The sequence below is a fragment of the Microvirga sp. HS2 genome, assembly GCF_055792805.1.
The window spans coordinates 42,901-63,685 of sequence record NZ_JBVVAJ010000028.1 but is presented as its reverse complement, the minus strand read 5'-3'; the positions used below and the strand labels follow the sequence as shown (position 1 = coordinate 63,685).

Genomic DNA, 20,785 nt, shown 5'->3' with positions numbered 1-20,785 from the left:
CGCCATGGCCACGTTCTATCATAAGGTTTCTGATGCTCCCCCCGGACAGGCTCCTGCCCAGGTGGACAGCCTTGTGCTTGGAACGGTGAACGCCCCTTTCAAGCGGGCGATTGACGCCAAGACGCTGGAAACCTGCCTGAAAACGGGCGATGTCGCGCCGTGGATCGTTCATGTGGCCACGTTCTTCCGGGAGGTCGAACCGGCGCTCGTCCTGTCCTTCGCCCATGGGCACGGCATTTCCGACGTCCGGCTAGTCAGTGCCTACAGGATCGTGAAGCGTGACACCGGGGTCGAGAGCAAGGCCCTGGAGAGCTCGTTTGTCCCACTGGCACAGCCTGCTTGACCGGACAGTCCGGGGGCTCGAGGCCCTGAAGCAGCACGGCCAGCCCGCGCCCGATTGGGTGCTAGGCGGCGGGACCGCCCTCATGATTTGGGCCGATCACCGTCTCAGCCGGGATATCGACGCCTTCATCGACGACGCGCAGTACCTCCCGATCCTTTCCCCGCGCATGGGCGGAGAGCAGGTCTGGAACTGCGAGGCCTATGACGAGGCCGCCCATCACCTGAAGCTGCGCTACCCGGAAGGCGAGATTGACTTCATCGTCGCCGCGACCATTACGGACGTGCCGAGCGAGAGGCGGCGCATCCCGGCCGCCGACGGAATCCCCGAGCACTGGATCACCATCGAGCACCCCGTCGAGATCGCCCTCAAGAAGCTCCACTATCGCGGCAGTCAGATGATCGTCCGCGACGCCTTCGACATCTGCGTCGTGGACCGGCTCCATCCCGATCTCCTGAGAAGCCGTCTCGGCGAGGTCTCAAGCTCCCGGGACGCGATTCTCGCTGCCATCGACAGGATCAAGAAGCCGTTCTTCGAGAGCTACCTGGACCAGCTCGACATCAGGTCGAACTGGCAAGACGTCGCGGCGAAGAGCTACACCCGGATCCGCGATATCCTCGAGACCATTCCGACAAGCGCGCCGAGGCCACAATGAAGGGCGACGTGGAAGAAGCGCGCCCTGAGTGCGCGAAATTCACGCTGGTGCGGTATGGGGCGGGCTTGCAGTGCGATACGTGCGGCAGCACGACTGGGTGCAGCTGAGCCCATTTACAACGCCAAATTGATACAACAAAATGCCCTCGCCAACATATGTTGGCGGGGCATATCTCTGGGCGCGAAATTGAGTCAGTTGTCGTTCGAGTATGAGGGTGAATCCCTCAAGTCTGGGATCGAAGCTACAGAACTTCGGCAAACAATCGATGGCTTCAATCGTCTCGTTAAAGACGCCGCCCATCTTCTAAAAGGGCAGGACACTGAAGTCAGTTTTCGCATCAAATCTGTTAGGTCGAACTCACTTCATCTAGACACAGTTGTCGAAACATTCGCTACTGCTCAAGCAGCTTTTCCTTTAGCCGTTCAGATCTTTGATGGGGTTAAAACCGTAGGGGAAATGATTAAGGCATGGCTCGACATTCAAAAGCATCTAAGAGGCGAGCCACCCAAAAGCGTTCAAAAAGTTAAAAATGGGAACGCAGTTCATATTGAAAACAATAACGGGCAAATCATCGTAATCAATGGCAGTGTCTTTAACGCGTTCAATGCACTAGACGTAGGAAGCTCAGCTCACAAAATTGCCGCCCCATTTAGACAGAAGGCAGAAAGCCTCGTAATTAAGGAAGACCATCGAGAGCTAGGCTCATACTCGGCAGCGGACGCCCAAACCTTCAAACGTGTCACCCTAGATGACAAGCCCCTTGTGACATCAGGGGAGGTACTCCTAACAGTAAAATCGCCAGTTTTGGAGGGAGACGGCCTTTGGCGCTTTCGCTATGGATCGTCTACGATCACTGCTCGCATGAATGATGAAGATTTTAAAAAGCAGGTCCAAAAAGGAGAAGAGACCTTTCGGAATGGCGACGTATATCGAGTGAAATTAAAATCCCGACAAGAGCGGAATGGGCGCAAAATCAAGACTGATCACATAATAGAACAGGTTATAGCTAAAGTTTAACCCACCAAAGACAACTAACGTCATGGCCCTGCGCACTCCCAGCGCCTGTGACGACAACTAAAAGCATCTCACCTAAAGAGTGCATCACAAGCTCCCCCACTCCCCAACACCTGAACCTCTTCATCATGGCCGGGCCGATCCCGGCCATCCACGTCTTTGACGCGCGGCGGTTCCTGAAGACGTGGATGCCCGGATCAAGTCCGGGCATGACGAGGAGCGCACCGAACGGTCTCACTCCTCCGGCCTCCTGAACACCCCACGGATCACCTCCCCTCGCCCGGTCAGTTCCGGGGGCGGGTTGGTCCAGTCGACTTCCTGCGGTTGGCGGTTGTGCCAGTAGATCATCCAGCGGCCTTGGGGGTCCTGGTAGACGCCGTAGATGAGGTGGCCGCGCCAGTGGCGCTCGCGGCGGATCAAGCCGATGACGTCGCGTAAGGCCCGCATGGCGATCCAGGTGATGCCGAGCGCCGTGGCGGGGATGGCGACGAGCCAGAGCGCCTGAATGAGTTCGGGCCACGTGTGGAATTTCGACAACCAATCGGCGACGACACTATAAGGCTCGGCCACGACGCTGTAAGGCTGGTCCATCGCTAAAAAACTCCCCTTAGGTAAGTGACCACCAGGAGCCCTGGTGGTCGGGGAGTTGAGAAGCCGTACGCAGACGACCGCGCTGTCCTTTAGGCTTGCGCCCTGGACATGCGACAGCGCCTCCCCGGCCATAGCTGGGAAGGCATCGTTAGCGGCTGATGCTTGCCGCTGCGTAAGGGGTTCTCACGCCCCAGAGCCGAATGCGTCCGGCTCCGGTGACGAGATAACACGGTTGCGGGGTGACGGGTCAATGGGAGAGCGGCAGGTACGCCGTCCCCTCCACCGCCATGGCCCCGCCCTCTCTCGTCATGGCCGGCCTTGTGCCGGTGATGAAGGGGAGAAGGTCGAGCCTGAGCCCTCACTCGTCATGCCCGCGCTCGTCGCGGCATCCACGTCTTGATAGCTCGACGCTTCCGAAGACGTGGATCCCCGGGACGAGCCCGGGGATGACGACGGAGAGGCCGGGGATGACGAAGGGGAAAGCCGGTTCCCATATCCCTGAAACGGGATTCTCCTTGAAACGGAAAAGCCCAGGCTCCGGGGCGAACGGGCGGGATGCCTTCGCATCTCCTGCCGCGCCAGCTACGGGCCTGGGCTGATGGGGTACCAGACGGGCGCCTGCATCGTCAGGCAGGCACAGGAACAGGCCGGGCCGGAGTACATCCGTCCTGGCGCGGCCGCATCGACACGGGCGGTGACGCCCGCCGCTTGTCGAAGTCCACATACGATGTCCGCTGGGGTCAACCTCATATGGGGATTGAAAAACAAACCGCAAGGGCTGGGACACGCGGCTGCGGCCGAACCCGTCGGTTCGTCAGGTCACGGGCGGCTGCGGCTCGTGCACGGCCTTCTCCGCCTCGACCAGCACATCCAAGCCGCGCCAGGGCTTCGGCATGAAGGTGACGCAGTCCGGCAGCTCGCCCAGCCGGTCGCCCGCGACACCCGAGGTCAGCACGATCCGGATGGTCGGCCAGAGCGTGCACGCCGCCTTGGCGAGCTGGACGCCGTCCATCGGCCCGGCCAGGCGGATGTCGGCGAAGATCATCGCGACATCGCCGCCATGCGCCTGCAGATAATCCAGGGCGGCTTCCGCGCTCTCGACCTCCACCACGTCGAGCTCCGTCTCCTCCAGCAGGGCGGCGGCGAGCTCCCGGACGTCCGGATCGTCCTCGACGATCAGGGCGATGTGCGGCTCGGGCTGTTGAACCGTCATCGCAGCCTCCCGGAGCCTTCCATCCGCTGCAGGATGGCCATCAGCCGTGGGGGCAAGGGCTCGTCGATCACGGTCTTGTAAACCTCTGCGAGCGTGCGGCCGATCACGGCGGTCGAGACGACCGGATGGAGTTGGTCGACACGGGGCAGACGCACGTCGCCCGAAGCATCGTGGGGCATCAGCGTTCTCCTTGATTGCTGTCTGCGGCTCCTCGCATCGGAGCGGAGCCGACCGGACTAACCTATGTTAAGGAGGGAATCGCTGACTCGCTGGCTGGTTTCAGCGTGGCGGCAAAAACTGCAACCATGAGGTGCGGATCGTCAATCCGCGCCGGTCGCCACCTTCAGGCCGCGCTTGACCGTCTTGAGGGCGATCAGGCTCTTGTACTTGCGCACCACCGGCTGCTCGGTCATCAGCCGCTCGATGAAGGCATTGTAGCCGTCGAGGTCGCGCGTGGAGACGAGCAGCGCGTAATCCGCATCGCCCGTGACATACCAGCAGGACTGGACCTCCGGGGCGTCGACGACCCAGCGCTGGAACGCATCGAGGGCGCTGCGGCGCTCGTTGTCGATCTCCACCTCCACCAGCACCGTCACGGCCCGACCGACCGAGCGCGGCTCGACCAAGGCCACGACCTTCTCGATGACGCCCTCCCGTTTCAGGCGCGCGATCCGCCGCTGCACGGCGGAGGCCGACAGCCCCACCTCCCCGGCGATGGCCTCTCCGGGCATTTCGGCATTGTCCTGGATCAGGTCGAGGATGCGGAGGTCGAGTTCATCGAGATCGGCCATGCGGGAATCCTGCGAGGAACGGACTGAAAGTGCGTGATAAAAGCGGCAACGGCCCTCGGGTCGATACTGGGCCGCGTCGGAATCGGCTAAGGTTGTCGCATGACCAATCCATCCCTGTCACCTGCCCGGATTGCCGAGGCCAGGACCCTGATCGACCCCGTCTTCCTCGCCTCCGCCCTGCGGACATCGCCGGATCTCGACCGGCAGCTCGGGATGTCCCTGTGGCTGAAGGACGAGACCGAAAACCCGATCCGCTCCTTCAAGGGCCGCGGCACCAGCCTGTTCGTCGCGCGCGAAGGGGGCGACGGCGGCACCCTGGTCGCGGCCTCGGCCGGCAATTTCGGCCAGGGCCTCGCCTATGCGGCCGTCCGGGCCGGGCAGCGGGTCGTCGTGTTTGCGGCCGAGACGGCGAGCCCGCTCAAGGTCGAGTCCATGCGCCGCCTCGGGGCCGAGGTCGTGCTTCATGGGCAGGATCTCGATGCCGCCAAGGCCGAGGCGCGCGCCTTCGCCGCGCAGCGGGGCTTCCGCTTCGTCGAGGACGGCGCAGAGCCCGCCATCGCCGAGGGCGCGGGCACGATCGCCCTGGAGATCGCCGAGGCGCAGCCGGATCTCGACGCCGTGTTCATCCCACTCGGCAACGGAGCCCTCGTCACGGGGATGGGATGCTGGCTCAAGCACCGGTCGCCTGGGACCCGGATCGTCGCCGTGGCGGCCGAGGGAGCGCCCTGCATGGCGCATTCCTTCGCATCGGGCCGCCCATTGGAGACGCCGACCGTCGACACGATCGCGGACGGCATCGCCGTGCGGGTTCCCGTGCCCTTCGCGGTCGATTCCATGGCGAGCACCGTCGACGAGGTGATGCTCGTGAGCGACGAGGCCATCCTGGAGGCCATGCGGCTCGTCCGGCGGCATCTCGGCCGCGTGGTCGAGCCGGCGGGAGCCGCAGGGCTCGCCGGGCTGCTGACGCGCCGGAGCGCCTATGCGGGCTCGCGCGTGATCACGATCCTGTGCGGCGCGAACCTGACGCCGCAGCAGATCGCGGCGTGGCTGCCCGCCTAGCGCATCGGGCTCAGACCCTGGCGGTCTCACGGATCTGGTCATAGGCCCGGCGCACCGTTCCCTTGCCGTAGATCCGCTCAAGCCGACGCACGGTGAAGTGCCCGCGGGCCAGCATCTGAAAATGGTCGATGAAGGCGGCGTTGACGGCAGCGCCCCCGATGGCGCCCAGCACCGGCACGGCCTGGGCGGCGACCTTCTGCGAGACGACTACCCCGAAACGGGAGCCGATCTGGGCCAGCAGGCGCACGATGGCCGAGGTGCTCTCGTCGACGACGCCCCGCCCCGCCACCTGCTGCACGGCGCGGGTGACGGACCTCGCCATCGCGGCCCGCACCGCGAAGTATCCGGCCTCGTGCAGGTTGTCCGATCCAGTATGTCCGCCGAGCGCGAAGACCTGCAGGCAGGCCAGCGCTGTCTCGGGATCCTCCAGGTCCTCGCCCTCGCTCCCAGCGATTCGGGCGATGGAGCGGAGCATGATCGTCGTCGAGATCGGAAGTTCGGCCAGAACCGCCGAGACGCCGAGCGCGCCCCCCATGGCTCCGGACAGCACCGCGAGCGCCTTGTGGATGCGGGTCTCGGGTTCCCGGCTCTCCTTCGGGATCGTCTTCAGGGCATAGCGCAGGGCGCGGGTCAGTGCCGCCTGCGTCGCCTGGGAGATCATGCCGGAGACCGTCGCGGGAAGCGCCTGGCCGAGCAGCTCGATCAGCCGTCTAGCCAAAGACGACAGGCGGGCCACGTAGCTCGGCCCCTCGAGCGCGAGGACGGCCCGCCGCAACGCCTCGCGGTCTTCCTCGGAAAGCGCGATCTCCGGCGCGGTGCTGCGGCCGGTGGATGTCGAAACCGGACGCTGACGGTGTAGTTCCTGGCTCATGACATCTATCTGGGAAGCCGGGGCCGTCTTCAACAGTCCAACCGCCTCTCTTCGGCTCTCCAAAAGCTCCGGGGCAGCGCCGGAGAGGATTTCCACGCATTCCACAGGCCATGAACAAAACGGGAACATTGGTGTAGCAAGTCGCTGCCTGAATCAGTAGCATCCCGGCTTCCCAAAGGAGATAGCGATGGCCGAGCAGAAACAGGCGACCTACGAAGCGGAGGATCTGGAGGCGGATGTCGCAGCCGTGATCGAAGCCTGCGGCGGCGATCCGAGGACAGCCGTCAAAGCCCTTCTCGTCGAGCAGCTCATTCAGGAGCAGCGGATCGAACGCCTCGCCTCCGCCCTGTCGTTCGGCTACGTCCGCGGACGTCTCGGCTTCGCGTCAGACCCTCGCGGGCCGCATGCAGGCGGCCGAGGCAGCCAAGAATCCCGATCCGCTTCATGAATGTCCGCGTCACGCGGGCCTGTCGGCGGTGTCGATGGTGATGCTGGCCCCGGCCACGCGCGAGACGCAAGTGCAGAGCTTCCTGTCTTCGGACTTCTCTTCGTTGCTGAAGAACACGTCCCTGTGGTCGACGATTCCGTCCACCTCCAGAATGGAGAGCGCGCATAATCCGCATTCCCCGCGCCGGCAGTCGGAGATCATCGCGACGCCGGCGGCCTCCAGAGCGTCCAGCATGGTCTGGTTCTGCGGGACGGTGATCTCCAGGCCCAACCGAGGGATCTTCACATTGAAAGGCTGCGAGGCGAAGCGGCCGCTGTTGCCGAAGGTTTCGAACCGCAGGCGGTCGACCGGCCGTCCGCTCTGCTGCCAGGCGCGCTTGGCCGCCTCCAGCATGCCGATGGGCCCGCAGACATAGAGCTCGCCCTCGGGTGCCAAGCGGGCGATCTCCGCATCGAGATCCACCCGCCTTCCCTCCTCGTCGAGGAACAGCTCCAGGCGATTGCCGATCCGCTCCCGGAGTTCGTCGGCGAAGGCGAGATCCTGCCGTCGGCGGCAGGCATAGAGCAGGCGGAAACGGGCTCCGGCCGCCGCCAGGGCCAGCGCCATCGTGAAGATGGGCGTGATCCCGATGCCGCCCGCGACCAGGAGGTATTCGGGACGTCCGCGGCCGAGAGGAAAGTGGTTGCCGGGCGTCGAGATCGTGAGATTGGCTCCCGGCGACAGGCTCCACATGTAGGCGGAGCCGCCACGGCTGTCGCCCAAGAGCTTGACGGCGATGCGGTAGATGCCGTCCGCGCAGGGACCGACGATCGAATAGGAGCGGGTGTCGGGCCGCGCGCCGATCTGCACCGCCACGTTGATGTGGCTGCCCGGCGAAGGCGCGACGAACTCCCCCGACGGCTCGATCTCGAAGAGCCGGATGTCGGGTGAAACCTCTCTCACGGCGCGCAGCGTCGCGCTGCGCCATTCGATTGTCTCGGCCATGACAGACCCTACTCCGCGGCTTCGCCCGGCACGTGCGCCGGCTGCGCATGTTCGGCCACGAGCATCCGGTCGATCAGCTTGCGGGCCCACAATGCTCCGGCATCGATGTTGAGATTGTAGAAGGGCAGCCTCGGGTTGCGGTCGATGGCTTTCTGCTGTGCCTCGAGCACCACGTGATCCTGGTCGTAGACGCCTTTGCCCTCGTTGACGTGGGCCTTGTTGATGTCCCGCGTGAGCTGCTCGTCGTCCTTCCGGAAGGTTCTGACGAAGTTCCAGAAATAGTGGCAGGTCGTGTCGGTCTCCGGCGTGATGGCGGCCAGGAACGCGCCGTTCACGCCCTGCGAGCGGTCTCCCTGCGGCGCGCCGGTTCCGGTCACCGCAACGCCCACATCGCCCACGATGGTGGACGGCGCCTGGAAGTAGATGACCTGCCAGCGGTCCACATGCTCGCCGGGCCGGTCGAGCTGCTTGGCCCAGAAGGGCGGCGGCTCGATGTCGATCATCCAGCGAGTCACGGTGGCCGTGCGGTCCGTGTGCGTGACGTCGAAGGGTGCGCTGGTGATCGCCTCGTCCCCAATGCTGCCCGCATGGACATAGGTCTCGTGAGTGAGGTCCATGAGGTTGTCGATCACCAGGCGGTAATCGCATTTCAGGCTGTAGAAGGTTCCCCCCTCCCCGACCCAGTCGGTGCCGTCGTTCCAGTGGAAATCGGGAATCAGGGCGGGATCGGCAAGGGCGGGATCGCCGGGCCAGACCCAGACGAGGCGGTGCCGCTCGACGGCCGGATATGCGCGCACGCAGGCCGACGGGTTGATGGTCTTCTGCGCGGGCATGTAGGTGCAGCGCCCGGCGGCGTTGAAGACGAGTCCGTGATAGCCGCACACCACCTCATCTCCTCTGAGGTGCCCCATGGACAACGGGAGCAGCCGGTGCCAGCAGGCATCCTCCAGGACGGCGACCCGACCGTCCGAGCGGCGGTAGAGCACCATGTCCTTGTTGCAGACGGTCCGGGGCGCCAGCTCATGCTTGATTTCATGGCTCCAGGCCGCAGCATACCAGGCATTCAACGGGAAGATTGGGGCGTCAGTCATTGGTTTCCTCCCTGAGGACCACGCATTCCGAGAGCGAGGGTCACAGGACGCGCCGCCGGGGCGGCGCTTCCATACCTTGGAGCGATCAGTTGGACTTGGCGGCCTTGACCGGGTCCTTGACGTTCGGGATCGTGGCGAACTCGGCATTGTAGAGTTCGCCGTTCACCCGCTCGACCTTGCGCACATAGACGTTCTGGACGATGTCGCGGGTCTGCGGGTCGATGCTGACCGGGCCGCGCGGGCTGGTCCAGCTCATCCCCTTCATGGCGGTCATCAGCGCCTCGCCACCGGCGCCGTTGGTCTTCTTCAGGCCTTCGTAGATCAGGTGCATGCCGTCGTAGCCGCCCACTGCCATGAAGTTCGGCCGCATGCCGTTATTGGCCTTCTTGAACGCCTCGACGAAGGCCTTGTTCTCGGGGCTGTCATGCGCCGCGGAATAGTGATGCGACGTCACCGCGCCCACGGCCACGTCCCCGATGCTGTTGAGCAGATCGTCATCCGTAACGCTGCCCTCCGCGAGGAAGCGGATGCCGCTCTTGTCGAGGCCGCGCTCGACATATTGCTTCATGAACTGCGCGCCGACGCCGGAAGGCACGAAGGCCAAGAGCGCATCGGGCTTCGCGTCGGCCACCTTCTGCAGGAAGGGCGAGAAGTCGGGGTTCGCCAGCGGCACCCGCAGGTTCTCCTCCTGTCCGCCCGCCTTCGTGAAGGTCTCGGTGAACGCCTTCTCCACATCGATGCCCGGACCGTAATCGGAGACCAGGGTAACGACCTTCTTGATGCCTTCCTTCGAGGCCCATTCGGCGAGAGGAACGGTCACCTGCGCCGCCGTGAAGCTGGTGCGGACAACATATGGTGACTGCTCGGGAATGATCGACGTGGCGGCCGCCATCACCACTTCCGGCACCTTCGCCTGGGTGGCGAGCGGCGCGGCTGCCAAAGCCAGCGGCGTGAGGCCGAAGCCCGCCATGACGGTGATCTTCTCGTTGACGATCAGCTCCTGCGCCAGGCGCTTGGTGACGTCGGCGACGCCGGTGTCGTCCTTGACGATGAGCTGGATCTTCTTGCTGGCGACCGTATCGCCGTTCTGCTGCATGTCGAGTTTGGCGGCGGCCTCGATCTGCCGACCGGTTGAGGCGAAGGGTCCGGTCATCGGCAGGATGAGACCCACCTTCACCACCTCCTGGGCCGAGGCCAGCGTCGGGCCGAGCGAAAGCGCCAGCGCCGCCGCTCCCGCTTTGAGAATTGTCCGTCTCTTCATGTGTTCCTCCTGGTGATTATTGGACCCGGGCTCTTGAGCGGCCCGGCTTCCTGTTGGCGATCCCTACCGTGTCATGGGATCGATCCGATGGGCCTGGAAGCGCGATGCCAGGGCCGTGATCTCGATGGATTCGACGAGCCCGGCGAGCGCAAACGGGTCGTTCTCCGCGAAGGCCTGAGCGGCCTCACGCGAGGCCGCCTCCAGGATCCCGAAGTTCCCGAGCGGCGTCTCGGCGTCGTCCTCGGTCAAGGCGCTTCCGATCAGCACCCTGGCGAGCCCTCTCCCCCGCCTGTTGCGACATGCTGGCGGTGAGCCTCGCGATGCTGCTCGCGCAGTTCGGTCATGCCCGGCTTGTGGCGGCAGATCATGAGCCAGTACATGACGTCACGCCGCCTCCGCCGGAGCGGCCGTCGCCGCGTTCTCCATGACGATCATCCCCGCGCCGGTCATCGAGGCGGGCACGAAATAGTGCTTGTGGCGGACGACCACGTCCCGATCCATGGCGCCGCGCATCACCAGCCACATCATCAGTTCCGCGCCCTCGCTGCCGAACATCTCCACATATTGCTCGCGCGACATGGCCGCGAGCTTGTCGGGATCCGTGGCGATATCGTTCAGGAAGGCCCGATCGGCCTCCGGATTGACGAAACCCGCCCGTGCGCCCTGAAGCTGGTGCGACAGGCCTCCGGTGCCGAGAATGACGAAGCGCTCGTCGGTGGGATAGCTCTCGATCGCCCGCCGCAGGACGCGGCCCATGTCATGGCAGCGGCTCGGGAGCGGAATCGGATATTGGATCACGTTCACGAAGATCGGCACAACACGCACCGGCCACTCGGCCGGCCGTCCCCAGAACAGCTCCATCGGAACCTGGATGCCGTGATCGACCTCGATCTCCTGGCAGATCATCGGATCGAAGCGGTTCTCGACCAGGGTGTCGATCAGGTGCCAGGAGAAATCGACGGCACCCTTGAAGGGCGGGATGGCGCGCGGTCCCCATCCTTCGTCGACGGGATGGTATTCCTCGGCGCATCCGACGGCGAAAGTCGGCACCTTGTCGAGGAAGAAGGAATTGCCGTGATCGTTGAAGATCACGACCGCCACGTCGGGCCGGTGCTCTCGCACCCATTCTTGCCCCGGAATGTAGCCGTCGAAGAACGGCTTCCAGTCGGGCGTATCCCGCAGGCCCTTGTCGAGCGCCGCGCCAATCGAAGGGACGTGCGATGTCCCCAGACCGCCGATGAGCCTTGCCATTGCTATCTCTTCCCCAAACGGTTGCGCAGGAAGTCGTCGTGCTCCATGCCGGCCTGATGAGCGCCGATCTCGGTGATGCGGACCGGGTCGACGGCGGAGATCTTCAGGATGAAGAACAGATTGCCGCCGAGCCGCACCATCTCGCGCCAGTTGCGGGTCATGACGGCCTCCTTCTCCGCAGGCGACAGACCGAAACGGTCGAGATAGGCGCCCTCGTCCCGCCGGAAGGCCTCGCGGTTCTCGGGCCTGCTCAGCCCCATCGCCATCTTGTTGATCCGGTACCCGCCGAGAGACCGCCTGCGGTCGAACAGCGGAGTGTCCGGAATGCGATCCTCGTGAGGTTTGTCCGCCATGGCTTTCACCCTCCTCCGTGCAGAGCGTCTTCCGCGCCTGCCATCGTGTTCTTGAATCCGAGCCAGCGCAGGAGCGCGCAGGACACCTGCTCGGGCTGCTCGACCAGAGTCATGTGGCCGCTGTTCTCGATGACGACGAGTTCGGCATTCGGGATCAGGGCCGCGATTTCCTCGTGCTGCGCGGGCGGGCTCCAGCGATCCTGACGCCCCACCATGACCAGGGTCGGACAGGTGATCGCGGCAAGATGGGTCCGTGCATCCGCGCGGTTCAGAAGCGCCTGGATCTGGCGGCGGTGCTGCTCGGGCGTGGCGCGCAAGACCATGTCCCTCAACGGGTCCATCAGGGCCCTGTCGCCGACACGCGCCTCGTGAACCATCGGCGGCAGCCAGCGCTCCGCCAGAGCCTCCATTCCCTCCGCGAAGGCCAGGTCGACCAGAACCTGCCGGTTCACCTCCTCCCCCTCGCGACGGGGGTGGATTCCCGTGTCAATCAGACCCAGCCTCTCGATGCGTTCAGGCGCGAGACGAACCATCTCCATGGCGACCCGTGCGCCCATGGAATGGCCGATGATGGTGACGGGCCCCTTCGTCAGCGCCAGGGCGGAGCGAGCCATCCCTTCGATGGAATCATGCTGCGAGAAATCCGCGACGAACACGTCCGCATGCGACTGCAAGGCCCCAACCTGCGCGCTCCAGATCCATGCGTCGCAGAGAAGGCCCGGCAGCAAAACGATCTTGGGTCTCTCACTCATGATGATGCGCCGTGGGCCTTCTGTTGTCGGGCTGCTAATAATTGGAAACGAGCTTCGCGATCGCCGTTTGCGATGGCTGCGCCTCCTCGGGAGCGACCGGATCGGCAAACCGGGAACCAGCGGACAGACGCCATTCGGGCAGGTTCATGCTCTGTTTTTGCGAATTGACGTGCTCTCTCAGGAGGAAATCGACGCGCCAGGGGTCTCTCTGCTCGATCGCGTCGACGATCGTGTGGTGCTGGCGGTGGGCGTAGAACAGAACCTCGAACATTTTGCCGAGTTCGGACTTGTCGAAGGCGATCGCCGACGGGGATGTAAACGGCACCAACTGACACCGGGCGGCGAGATCCGACACGATGGCCTTCCCGGCTCCTTCGAGGATGAGGGCGTGGAACATCCCATTCATGCGGCCGTACAGAAGCGCGTCGTCCTCCGTCAGACGACGCTTTTCGAAGATGGCATCTCCTTCGTCCAAGCACGTGCGGAAGGCCCGCAGCAAGGCCCGCGTGGGGCCCCTCTCGGCGATGGACCGGGCCGCGATCCCCTCGAGAGCAGCGCGGACTTCGATCGCATCGAGGATCTCCTGCGCCGTGAAGCCTCGGACAACGTATCCGCGGGCTCCCCCTGCGACCAGCAGCCCCTCCTGAGCCAGCGCCGGAAGGGCCTGCCGGACTGGGGTGCGCGAAATTCCGAGACGCTCCGCGACCATCGCTTCGGGCACGCGCTCTCCGGGCTTCAGCTCACCCTGAAGGATCATTTCGCGGATTTTGAGCATCACGAGGGTTTGCTGCTTCATTGCTGATAATCCCGTGTGGCGTCTTCGATGTGGCGTCGACATCCCGATTGCGTCCGGGCTGATCGTCCAAACTCTTCGGCCGAATGCGCGATGCCCTGGCCATGAGGCGTGACGGCAGCTCAATCGTCTCGCCGGCCTGTCCGTTTCCGGCCAGGGAGGAATCCTTCTCTCCCGTTCCAATCGGGATCCTAACATCGCAATTTGGGATCCCAAAGCTGATCGCCGCGCGACTTTAGTCGTAGGTTTCACAACGGATTGTTTGCTTTCGGATTGCGTGATTTCATCCCGCGCCTATTTTTGGGATCCAAAGAGAGACCAGGGTCAGCAGGCACCCATTTGCCATTACCGGGCGGCGCGTCGGGGACTTGGCGCATCGCGCCAGATTTCCCGGCGGAGCCCGCAGCAATGCCGCCACCGAAGAGTTCTGGATGGTGCATGTCGCTGTCGGTGTGATCCTTGAGGTCTTCATCCAATGGGAAGACAGCCCGCGCCGGATCGGCGACGGTTCTTGAGCATAGCCGTTTCGTCCGATCGCCGCCGTTTCCGCGTCAGAGATCGGCGCACTCTGCCGAGGGATCCCACGGCACCGAGCACTTTTGCCGCATAATTTGGGCCGATGGCGTCTCAAGAGGTTCAGACATTGTCCTCATTGGTCAAGCAGGTCCTGCCCGCACATGGCTTTATCGTCCCTGGACTACAGCAGAAAGGGCTATGGCGTTCGGCTGTCGAGGATGCGGTATTGAAGGTTGCTTTCGGCGCGATGGCGTTCGGTATCCCGCTTGAGCGGGGCCGGCTCGGTCGCAACACGAAGCCAGTCGGTAAACTGCCTCCTGAGAGACCGAAATCCCGTCTCCGCGCCAGTTGAACGAGGCCTCGGCCGAGCCGCGGAACGGCTTCTCGTCAATGGTGCGGTTGCCGAAGACGAGATCGAGCGCTTGGTCGAGCAGAGGATCCGCGACGGGTGCCGCCACCGGACCCTGCCAGTTGGCTCCATTCGAGAGACCGTTTTCGAGGACGTTTTCCCATGTCAAACACCGCCAATGTCGGCACGCCGGTTCCAGGGCGTGTGGATCAAGAGCTTGAGCCCCTGCGTGTCAAATGGGGCTGGATCGTCGCGCTCGGCGTGATCTTCCTGATCGCCGGTCTCGTCGCCCTCGGCAGCGTCGTGACGGCGACTGTCGCGTCGGTCGCGGTCGTCGGCGTCATGATGCTGATCAGCGGGATCGCCGAGATCATCAACGCCTTCGGCGTCAAGACCTGGGGCAAGTTCTTTCTCTGGGCCCTGCTCGGTGCGCTCTATGTCGTCGCGGGCATCGTGACCTTCCGAAACCCGCTCCTAGCCGCCGCCGTCCTGACGCTGATGCTCGGCGTGGCCCTGATCGTCTCAGGCGGCCTGCGCATCTTCCTGGCCACGCAGATGACGGAGGGCGCACCCTGGGTCTGGGTCGCGCTGTCGGGCGTCATCACCCTGCTCGTGGGCGGCATGATCCTCGCCCAATGGCCGGTTTCGAGTCTGTTCGTGCTCGGCATCTTCCTCGGCATCGACCTCGTCTTCGCCGGGATCGGCTGGATCAGCATGGGCTTGGCCCTGAGGCGTCGCAGCTGACACGAAGACCTCGAAGACCATGTCGGAGCGTGGCGCTCCCGGGGCTAGGGGTAGTGGGGGAATTCGCAGGAGGAACTCCAATATGGACCACATCGACAAATCCGCCGGATCGCCACGAAAGGGCCGCAAGCACGGCGCGCCTGCCTCCACATCGGAGCAGGCCCCGCGACCGGACCGTTTCGCCGTGACGCTGGATGCAAATACCGGCGAGATCATTCAGATCGAAGGCATCGACGCCGCCGGTGCGCGCCACGAGCTCTCCAAGGACGAGAAGGCCACCTTGGCCAAGGACAACGGCCGGGGTGGGCTGGAGGAGCTTCTTGAGCAGGCCTTCGAGGCCGGGATCGCCTGCGTGCTGGGCGGCGAGGACGAGCCTGGCGAAGCCAAGGAGGCCAAGGAGGAGGCCGATCTCCGCCGCATCCTGCTGAAGCCCTTGATCGCGGAAAGCCGGGCCGCGCGTCTTCTGATGCGGCGTGACGTGCTGGACCGCGCCATCGTGGAAACATTGATCCATCACAGCCTCAAGTCCCGCTCCAAGGGCCCCGAGGGAGGCCCGCCGAAGAAGCCCGAGCCGGATCGAGCCGCCCCCAAAGCAACCTGATGAAACAGAGGAGACTATCATGGCTTTAAGCGCTCGTGATGACGACCTTGCCCGCGTCTTGATCGGCAGCCGTACGCTGAAGCGTCAGCGTATGCGCCGCCTGTTGCTCGCCCACCTCCTGCACGAGGGACGCGGAGAGGACGAGGACGAGGATTTCGGCGAAGAAGACGTCGGTGAGGACGAAGGCGAGGAAGGCGGCGACGAAGCCCGCATCCTGCGCCTTCCGCTCGCCGCCCGCGCGCTGCGGCGCCGGCGCATGCGTCGCCTGCTCCTTGCTCATCTGCTGCGCGAGAGGCGTGGCGAGGACGAGGACTTCGGTGAAGAGGGTGAAGGCGAGGAAGGTGAGGAAGGCAGCGACGAGGAGCGTCGCATCCTACGCCTTCTGGTCGCCAGCCGCCTGTTGCGGCGTCGTCGCATGCGTCGCGTTCTCCTCGCCCATCTGATGCGCGAGGGACGCGGCGAAGACGAGGACGAGGATGTCGGCGAGGAGGATGAGTTCGGCGAGGAAGGCGGCGACAGGGAACGTCGGGTCCTGCGGCTTCTGATTGGCAGCGGAATCCTGCGGCGCCGTCGCATCCGCCGCGTGCTCCTTGCCAAACTCCTGCACGAGAGACGCTCCGAGGAAGAGGATTTTGGTGAAGAGGACGAAGGCGAGGAAGGCGGCGACGAACGCCGGCTGATGCGCCTCCTGATCGGCAGCCAGATCCTGCGCCGCCGACGTGTGCGCCGCATGCTTCTCGCCCACCTCCTGCGCGAGAAACGCGAAGCGGCCTGACCGCACGTTGACCAACGGTAGCGGCGCGGCGGGTGGGCCGGAGGCGAGGTCTCCGGCCCATTCCCTGCTTGCCGGATCCACGCATTCGCCCGGCCCGGCGATGGGGAGACCGGTTTTCAGGTGCGCGTTCCGAACGAAGGTGAGGCCCGATGTCCGATACAGCGCCTCTCACCCGCAGAGACAAAGCCGTCTCCGGCCTCAAGCGTTTCGGCGTCATCTTTCTTTATTTCTGGGGCCTGCTCGCCATCTCGTCCCTGCACAAGTCACTCGTCCTGGCCGAAAGCGGCATCTCGTATCGGCAGAGCTTTGCGGTCGTGAATGCGCTCGTGCTGGCAAAGATCCTGTTCGTGGCGGGGGAATTGAAGATCGGAGAGCGCTACGAGCGGGAGCCGCTGATCTACGCGATGGTCTTCAAGGCGGCGGTCTATTCTGTTCTGCTGGCGTCGTGTGAGATTCTCGAAGGCCTCGCCGTAGGATACTTGCGCGGCAAGTCTCTTGCTGAGAGCCTGTCCGATGTCGGCGGCGGCACCCCGTTCGGCATTTTCACGACGACATTGCTCCTGTTCTTTGCCTTGCTTCCCTTCTTCGGCTTCCGGGAACTCTCCGCGGTGGTCGGCGAGCCGGAACTCCACCGTCTCCTGTTCGTCAAGCGAGTGCGGTTGAGGATCATGGACGAGGCCTGAGCTCAGGGTGCCATGGAGCAGCCGTGCAAGGACTGTCAGCCTCTGAGTGGAAAAGGTCGACCATGTATCAGGATATGGCCATCCTCTTTGCCTTCGCGTTCGTGTACGCCCTCATCGCGGGGCGGCTCGAGCGCACGCCCGTCGCAGGGGCGCTGGTGTTCACCGCCTTCGGACTTGTCGTCGGTCCGGCGGGCCTGAACTGGCTCACGCTCGATGTTCATGCACAGAACCTTCGGACCCTGGCCGAGCTCACGCTGGCACTGGTCCTGTTCACGGATGCCGCCAACGCCGATTTGAAGGTTCTCAGGCTCAGTTACACGATCCCGGAGCGCCTCCTGCTGATCGGTCTGCCGCTGACGATCCTGCTGGGCACCGCCGCAGCCACCCTGCTCTTCCCTGCGTTTGGACTGATCGAGAGCGCGCTGCTCGCGACCATGCTGGCGCCCACCGACGCAGCGCTCGGCAAGGCGGTCGTCGTCAACCCCTCCGTTCCCGCTCCCATTCGCGAGGGCCTCAACGTGGAGAGTGGCCTGAACGACGGCATCTGCGTGCCGATTCTCCTGGTGTTGCTGGCGCTCGCCGCCGAACCCGTCAGCGGTGCGGGATCGTGGACGCTGGTGCTCCACCACTTTGCGAAAGAGATCGGGATCGGACTCGCCGTCGGCGCAGGCCTCGCAGCGGCTGGGGTCTGGGCGCTTCGGCTGTCCGCCAGGCAAGGCTGGCTGTCCACGACGTGGCGGCAGCTCCCCGCGGTCGCGCTGGCATTCGCCACCTTCGCGGCCGCCCAGGCCCTGGGCGGGAGCGGCTTCATCGCCTGCTTTACCGGAGGAATCGTGGCCGGCGGGATGGCCCGGCGCCAGGAGCAGAAGCACGAACTCCTTCGTGCGGCCGAAGGAGCCGGTGATCTGTTCGGCCTCCTCACATGGGTGCTCTTTGGAGCGGCGGTCATTGGCCAGGCACTCGGCCGGCTGACCTGGGAGGTCGCGGTCTACGCCGTTCTGAGCCTCACGGTCGTTCGGATGGTGCCGGTCTGGGTGGCCCTGACCGGCGCGGCTCAGGGAGCCGGCGGCAAGCTCTTCCTGGGATGGTTCGGCCCCCGGGGGCTCGCGAGCATCGTATTCGCCATCATCGTGCTCGATGCGAACCTGCCCGACAGCGAGATCCTCACGGCAACGGTCGCATGGACGGTGATCCTCAGCATCCTGGCCCATGGCCTGACCGCGAGCCCGCTGGCCAACGCGTTCGCTCGCCGGATTGGGGCCGTGCAGGCCCCTGCCCCATAGCCTTGGCGGGAGACGGTATCCCGCCAAGGCCGTCATTAAGCAGCGGCGACCTTCTGCAGGAACTGCTCGACGGTGCTTTGGAGATAGCCGGCCCGCGACACGACCGCTTCGGCCGCACCGCGCACCCGCGAGGCCGCAGCATCCGTGTGCTCAACACCCTCGTTGACGCTGCGCATGTCGGCCGAAACGCTCATCGAACCGGAAGCCGCGATGGAGGCGCTGCGGGCGATTTCCTGAATGGCGGCGGATTGCTGGGAAATCGCAGCCGAAATTCCGCCGGTGTAACGGTCGACCTCGTCCATCTGGCGCGTGATGGCGCCGATGGACTGAACCGTTTGAGAGGTCGCGTCCTGGATTTCCGCGATCTGCGCCGAGATGCGCTCCGTGGCTGAGGCTGTCTGGGCCGCCAGGCTCTTGACCTCGGACGCCACGACAGCAAATCCGCGTCCCGCCTCGCCGGCCCGCGCCGCCTCGATGGTGGCGTTGAGCGCCAGCAGGTTGGTCTGTGAGGCGATATCCCGGATCAGTTCAACGATCTCGCCGATGCTCTGAGCCTTGGCGGCCAGCACCTGCACGCTCTCGTTCGTACCAGCGCCCGTCTGGGCGACACCCATGACCACCTGCCGGGCCGAGCGCACCTGGGCTGTGATCTCCTCGACCGAGGCGGACAATTCCTCGGACGCCGATGCGACTTGCTGAACGTTCTGCGACGCCTCGCCCGTAGCGGCGGTCGCGGTCCGGGCCCGGTCGGCGGTCTGCGCTGCGATCGCGGACAGCGACTCCGCGGTTTCGGCCATAACGTGACCGTTCTGGTCCAAGGCGGCCAGCACATCCCCGACCGAACTTTGGAAGGATTGGATCAGCTCTTCGATCCGGCGCTGGCGCTCTTCGCGCGCGAGCTTCTCCTGCTCGCTCGCGTCGCGCAGGGCGCTCCGCTCGATCAGGCTGTCCTTGAAGACTTGGACGGCGCGCGCCATCTCGCCGACCTCGTCTCGCCGCTCACCGGCAGGAATATCCACGGTCAGATCTCCCGCAGCGAGCCTGCTCGTCGCGAGGGCCAGCAGTCGGACCGGCTGCAGCAGCTTGAACAGGATCAGCGACAAGAGCGACGCAATGATCACGATGATGGCGATGCCCAGGGCGATATCCGTCACCGCTTCGAACCGGACCCGCTCGAGCGTCCGCTCGCGCGAGTAGCGGAGGACGAGATAACCCATCGGATTAGCCCCCATCTTGAGAACGGAGATCTCGATCAGCGCGTCGGGTTGAACGACGCTGCGGCGGTCCGCATCCGTGAAGGCGTCCTTGAGCGGGAGACCGATCAGCGCCTCCAGGTCTTTCCCCGAAAGGTTCGATTGAGAACCATCACGGGCGATGCGGATCTCGATGCCGTCCGCCGTAACGAATCCGAGGTCGAAATCGGGATCGCTCTTGAGACCGGAGAGCAGCGTCTCCAGGGTGGTGGAGCTGTTGATCAGAAGCGCATGCGCCGAGGCCTTCTGGATGCTCGACATCGCCGTATTGACCTTGTCGGCGAGATCGCTCGAGGCGCGTTGCGAGCTACGCCACGCGTTTCCTGCCACGCCAAGCCCCAACATGGTCGTGAGCACAACGGCAACCGCTACGACAATCTTTCCCCGCAGCGAGCCCAACCGAATCTTCATCATAGAACCTTTACGAAGCGAGCAACCCTGTTTACGCTGGCATGATGAAGCGGCTTTACTAAAATTTTCCTATGTCGCTCTTTGCGTCGACGCCTCTATCGCAGCTCGCATCTACGCATTTCGATTAAGATACTTTGGCGCATCGGCCGACTTGCGGTCTTCACGCCCCAACGAATAAGCAACACCGGCTCCAGACCACCTTATTTCACTCTCCGATCCCGATGAATATTGACCTGCGCCCCGCTCGTTCGGACGACTACGCCTTTGCTCTCGACCTTTACGTCGAATCGATCAAACCTCTCGCAGGAACCTGGACCGAATGGGTCGATGAGGATCAGCGGGCTCAGTTTGCAACACTCTGGCGTCGGGAGGATTCATGGATCGTCACCATCGATGGCAAGGAGGAGATCGGCTGGGTCGAATTCCGACAGACCGGTGACGAAGTCTTTCTCAAGCAACTTTATATCTCTCCCGCCCATCGACGGCGCGGAATCGGCTCGGAGATCATCCGGCGACTGATGGAGGAGCGTCGCGGCACGGCGACGTCGATCGCTCTGTTCGTGCTGAAGAACAATCCTGCCTTTCGGTTCTATGAGCGGCATGGGTTTTCGATCGCACTGGAGACGAGGACGAAGTTCGTGATGCGCCGTGAGATGAATCGGGCAGCCTGACCTATCTTGTTGGTCAACCGGCTGCCTGCAGG

Annotated in this window: 27 protein-coding genes; 11 read left to right on the top strand and 16 right to left on the bottom strand. The window is 64.2% G+C overall.

Going from position 1 to position 20,785, the window contains the following annotated elements:
- The first annotated feature begins 4 nt into the window (after positions 1-4).
- The 3 genes from ACS5Q0_RS20570 (at position 5) to ACS5Q0_RS20560 (ending at position 2,012) form a co-directional block, all read left to right on the top strand.
- Entirely contained in the window at positions 5-343 is a 339-nt protein-coding gene (locus ACS5Q0_RS20570) for a hypothetical protein (RefSeq protein ID WP_473128515.1), read from the top strand.
- Complete coding sequence (locus ACS5Q0_RS20565) at positions 279-995, top strand: nucleotidyl transferase AbiEii/AbiGii toxin family protein (RefSeq protein WP_473128514.1); 717 nt, start codon at positions 279-281, stop codon at positions 993-995. The genes ACS5Q0_RS20570 and ACS5Q0_RS20565 overlap by 65 nt, the downstream gene beginning before the upstream one ends.
- Positions 996-1,181: 186 nt before the next feature.
- On the top strand, positions 1,182-2,012 hold the full coding sequence (locus tag ACS5Q0_RS20560) for an LAPAL motif-containing putative phage structural protein (protein WP_473128513.1): 831 nt from the start codon (positions 1,182-1,184) through the stop codon (positions 2,010-2,012).
- 231 nt (positions 2,013-2,243) lie between these two features.
- Here the strand turns inward: ACS5Q0_RS20560 and ACS5Q0_RS20555 are convergent, their stop codons facing one another.
- The 4 genes from ACS5Q0_RS20555 to ACS5Q0_RS20540 form a co-directional block, all read right to left on the bottom strand.
- Positions 2,244-2,600 carry a hypothetical protein gene (locus ACS5Q0_RS20555; RefSeq protein WP_473128512.1) on the bottom strand — a complete coding sequence of 119 codons (357 nt, stop codon included), beginning with the start codon at positions 2,598-2,600 and terminating at the stop codon, positions 2,244-2,246.
- Between the two features lie 814 nt (positions 2,601-3,414).
- A complete protein-coding gene (locus tag ACS5Q0_RS20550; protein WP_473128511.1) occupies positions 3,415-3,813 on the bottom strand; it encodes a response regulator in 399 nt (132 codons plus the stop codon).
- Positions 3,810-3,992: a hypothetical protein gene (locus tag ACS5Q0_RS20545; RefSeq protein WP_473128510.1), complete on the bottom strand. Its 183-nt coding sequence runs from the start codon at positions 3,990-3,992 to the stop codon at positions 3,810-3,812. The genes ACS5Q0_RS20550 and ACS5Q0_RS20545 overlap by 4 nt, the downstream gene beginning before the upstream one ends.
- 141 nt (positions 3,993-4,133) lie before the next feature.
- Positions 4,134-4,604 carry an Lrp/AsnC family transcriptional regulator gene (locus tag ACS5Q0_RS20540; protein WP_473128509.1) on the bottom strand — a complete coding sequence of 157 codons (471 nt, stop codon included), beginning with the start codon at positions 4,602-4,604 and terminating at the stop codon, positions 4,134-4,136.
- Positions 4,605-4,703: 99 nt separating this feature from the next.
- Between ACS5Q0_RS20540 and ACS5Q0_RS20535 the strand changes: the two genes are divergently transcribed.
- Positions 4,704-5,663 carry a threonine ammonia-lyase gene (locus tag ACS5Q0_RS20535; protein ID WP_473128508.1) on the top strand — a complete coding sequence of 320 codons (960 nt, stop codon included), beginning with the start codon at positions 4,704-4,706 and terminating at the stop codon, positions 5,661-5,663.
- Between the two features lie 10 nt (positions 5,664-5,673).
- Here the strand turns inward: ACS5Q0_RS20535 and ACS5Q0_RS20530 are convergent, their stop codons facing one another.
- Positions 5,674-6,534 (bottom strand): EcsC family protein, encoded by an 861-nt coding sequence (locus ACS5Q0_RS20530; protein WP_473128507.1) that lies wholly within the window; start codon positions 6,532-6,534, stop codon positions 5,674-5,676.
- A gap of 187 nt (positions 6,535-6,721) precedes the next feature.
- On the opposite strand from ACS5Q0_RS20530, the gene ACS5Q0_RS20525 reads away from it, so the two are divergent.
- Positions 6,722-6,982, top strand: a complete 261-nt coding sequence (locus tag ACS5Q0_RS20525; RefSeq protein WP_473128506.1) for a hypothetical protein — start codon at positions 6,722-6,724, stop codon at positions 6,980-6,982.
- Between the two features lie 9 nt (positions 6,983-6,991).
- Here ACS5Q0_RS20525 and ACS5Q0_RS20520 read toward each other — a convergent pair whose 3' ends face one another.
- The 10 genes from ACS5Q0_RS20520 to ACS5Q0_RS20475 form a co-directional block, all read right to left on the bottom strand.
- Complete coding sequence (locus ACS5Q0_RS20520; RefSeq protein WP_473128505.1) at positions 6,992-7,966, bottom strand: PDR/VanB family oxidoreductase; 975 nt, start codon at positions 7,964-7,966, stop codon at positions 6,992-6,994.
- Between the two features lie 8 nt (positions 7,967-7,974).
- Positions 7,975-9,057 (bottom strand): aromatic ring-hydroxylating dioxygenase subunit alpha, encoded by a 1,083-nt coding sequence (locus tag ACS5Q0_RS20515; RefSeq protein WP_473128504.1) that lies wholly within the window; start codon positions 9,055-9,057, stop codon positions 7,975-7,977.
- Between the two features lie 85 nt (positions 9,058-9,142).
- Positions 9,143-10,318, bottom strand: coding sequence for an ABC transporter substrate-binding protein (locus ACS5Q0_RS20510; RefSeq protein ID WP_473128503.1), 1,176 nt, complete (start codon positions 10,316-10,318; stop codon positions 9,143-9,145).
- 63 nt (positions 10,319-10,381) lie between these two features.
- Positions 10,382-10,567, bottom strand: coding sequence for a YciI family protein (locus ACS5Q0_RS20505; protein ID WP_473128502.1), 186 nt, complete (start codon positions 10,565-10,567; stop codon positions 10,382-10,384).
- 11 nt (positions 10,568-10,578) lie between these two features.
- A complete protein-coding gene (locus ACS5Q0_RS20500) occupies positions 10,579-10,698 on the bottom strand; it encodes a YciI family protein (RefSeq protein WP_473128501.1) in 120 nt (39 codons plus the stop codon).
- A gap of 4 nt (positions 10,699-10,702) precedes the next feature.
- Positions 10,703-11,569 carry a class III extradiol dioxygenase family protein gene (locus ACS5Q0_RS20495; RefSeq protein WP_473128500.1) on the bottom strand — a complete coding sequence of 289 codons (867 nt, stop codon included), beginning with the start codon at positions 11,567-11,569 and terminating at the stop codon, positions 10,703-10,705.
- Between the two features lie 2 nt (positions 11,570-11,571).
- On the bottom strand, positions 11,572-11,922 hold the full coding sequence (locus ACS5Q0_RS20490; protein ID WP_473128499.1) for an extradiol ring-cleavage dioxygenase: 351 nt from the start codon (positions 11,920-11,922) through the stop codon (positions 11,572-11,574).
- A gap of 5 nt (positions 11,923-11,927) precedes the next feature.
- Positions 11,928-12,674, bottom strand: a complete 747-nt coding sequence (locus tag ACS5Q0_RS20485; RefSeq protein WP_473128498.1) for an alpha/beta fold hydrolase — start codon at positions 12,672-12,674, stop codon at positions 11,928-11,930.
- Positions 12,675-12,708: 34 nt separating this feature from the next.
- Entirely contained in the window at positions 12,709-13,470 is a 762-nt protein-coding gene (locus tag ACS5Q0_RS20480; protein WP_473128497.1) for a GntR family transcriptional regulator, read from the bottom strand.
- Between the two features lie 245 nt (positions 13,471-13,715).
- Positions 13,716-13,943: a hypothetical protein gene (locus ACS5Q0_RS20475; RefSeq protein ID WP_473128496.1), complete on the bottom strand. Its 228-nt coding sequence runs from the start codon at positions 13,941-13,943 to the stop codon at positions 13,716-13,718.
- 551 nt (positions 13,944-14,494) lie between these two features.
- Here ACS5Q0_RS20475 and ACS5Q0_RS20470 point away from each other — a divergent pair.
- From ACS5Q0_RS20470 to ACS5Q0_RS20450, 5 genes are all read left to right on the top strand, one after another.
- Complete coding sequence (locus tag ACS5Q0_RS20470) at positions 14,495-15,076, top strand: HdeD family acid-resistance protein (RefSeq protein WP_473128495.1); 582 nt, start codon at positions 14,495-14,497, stop codon at positions 15,074-15,076.
- Between the two features lie 82 nt (positions 15,077-15,158).
- Positions 15,159-15,677, top strand: a complete 519-nt coding sequence (locus ACS5Q0_RS20465; RefSeq protein ID WP_473128494.1) for a hypothetical protein — start codon at positions 15,159-15,161, stop codon at positions 15,675-15,677.
- Positions 15,678-15,696: 19 nt separating this feature from the next.
- Positions 15,697-16,452: a hypothetical protein gene (locus ACS5Q0_RS20460; protein ID WP_473128493.1), complete on the top strand. Its 756-nt coding sequence runs from the start codon at positions 15,697-15,699 to the stop codon at positions 16,450-16,452.
- Between the two features lie 149 nt (positions 16,453-16,601).
- Positions 16,602-17,135 (top strand): hypothetical protein, encoded by a 534-nt coding sequence (locus ACS5Q0_RS20455; protein WP_473128492.1) that lies wholly within the window; start codon positions 16,602-16,604, stop codon positions 17,133-17,135.
- 62 nt (positions 17,136-17,197) lie between these two features.
- Positions 17,198-18,418 (top strand): cation:proton antiporter, encoded by a 1,221-nt coding sequence (locus ACS5Q0_RS20450; RefSeq protein WP_473128491.1) that lies wholly within the window; start codon positions 17,198-17,200, stop codon positions 18,416-18,418.
- Positions 18,419-18,453: 35 nt separating this feature from the next.
- On the opposite strand, the gene ACS5Q0_RS20445 is transcribed toward ACS5Q0_RS20450, so the two are convergent.
- Positions 18,454-20,085: a methyl-accepting chemotaxis protein gene (locus ACS5Q0_RS20445; RefSeq protein ID WP_473128490.1), complete on the bottom strand. Its 1,632-nt coding sequence runs from the start codon at positions 20,083-20,085 to the stop codon at positions 18,454-18,456.
- A gap of 218 nt (positions 20,086-20,303) precedes the next feature.
- On the opposite strand from ACS5Q0_RS20445, the gene ACS5Q0_RS20440 reads away from it, so the two are divergent.
- Positions 20,304-20,753, top strand: coding sequence for a GNAT family N-acetyltransferase (locus ACS5Q0_RS20440; protein ID WP_473128489.1), 450 nt, complete (start codon positions 20,304-20,306; stop codon positions 20,751-20,753).
- Positions 20,754-20,785: the final 32 nt, after the last annotated feature.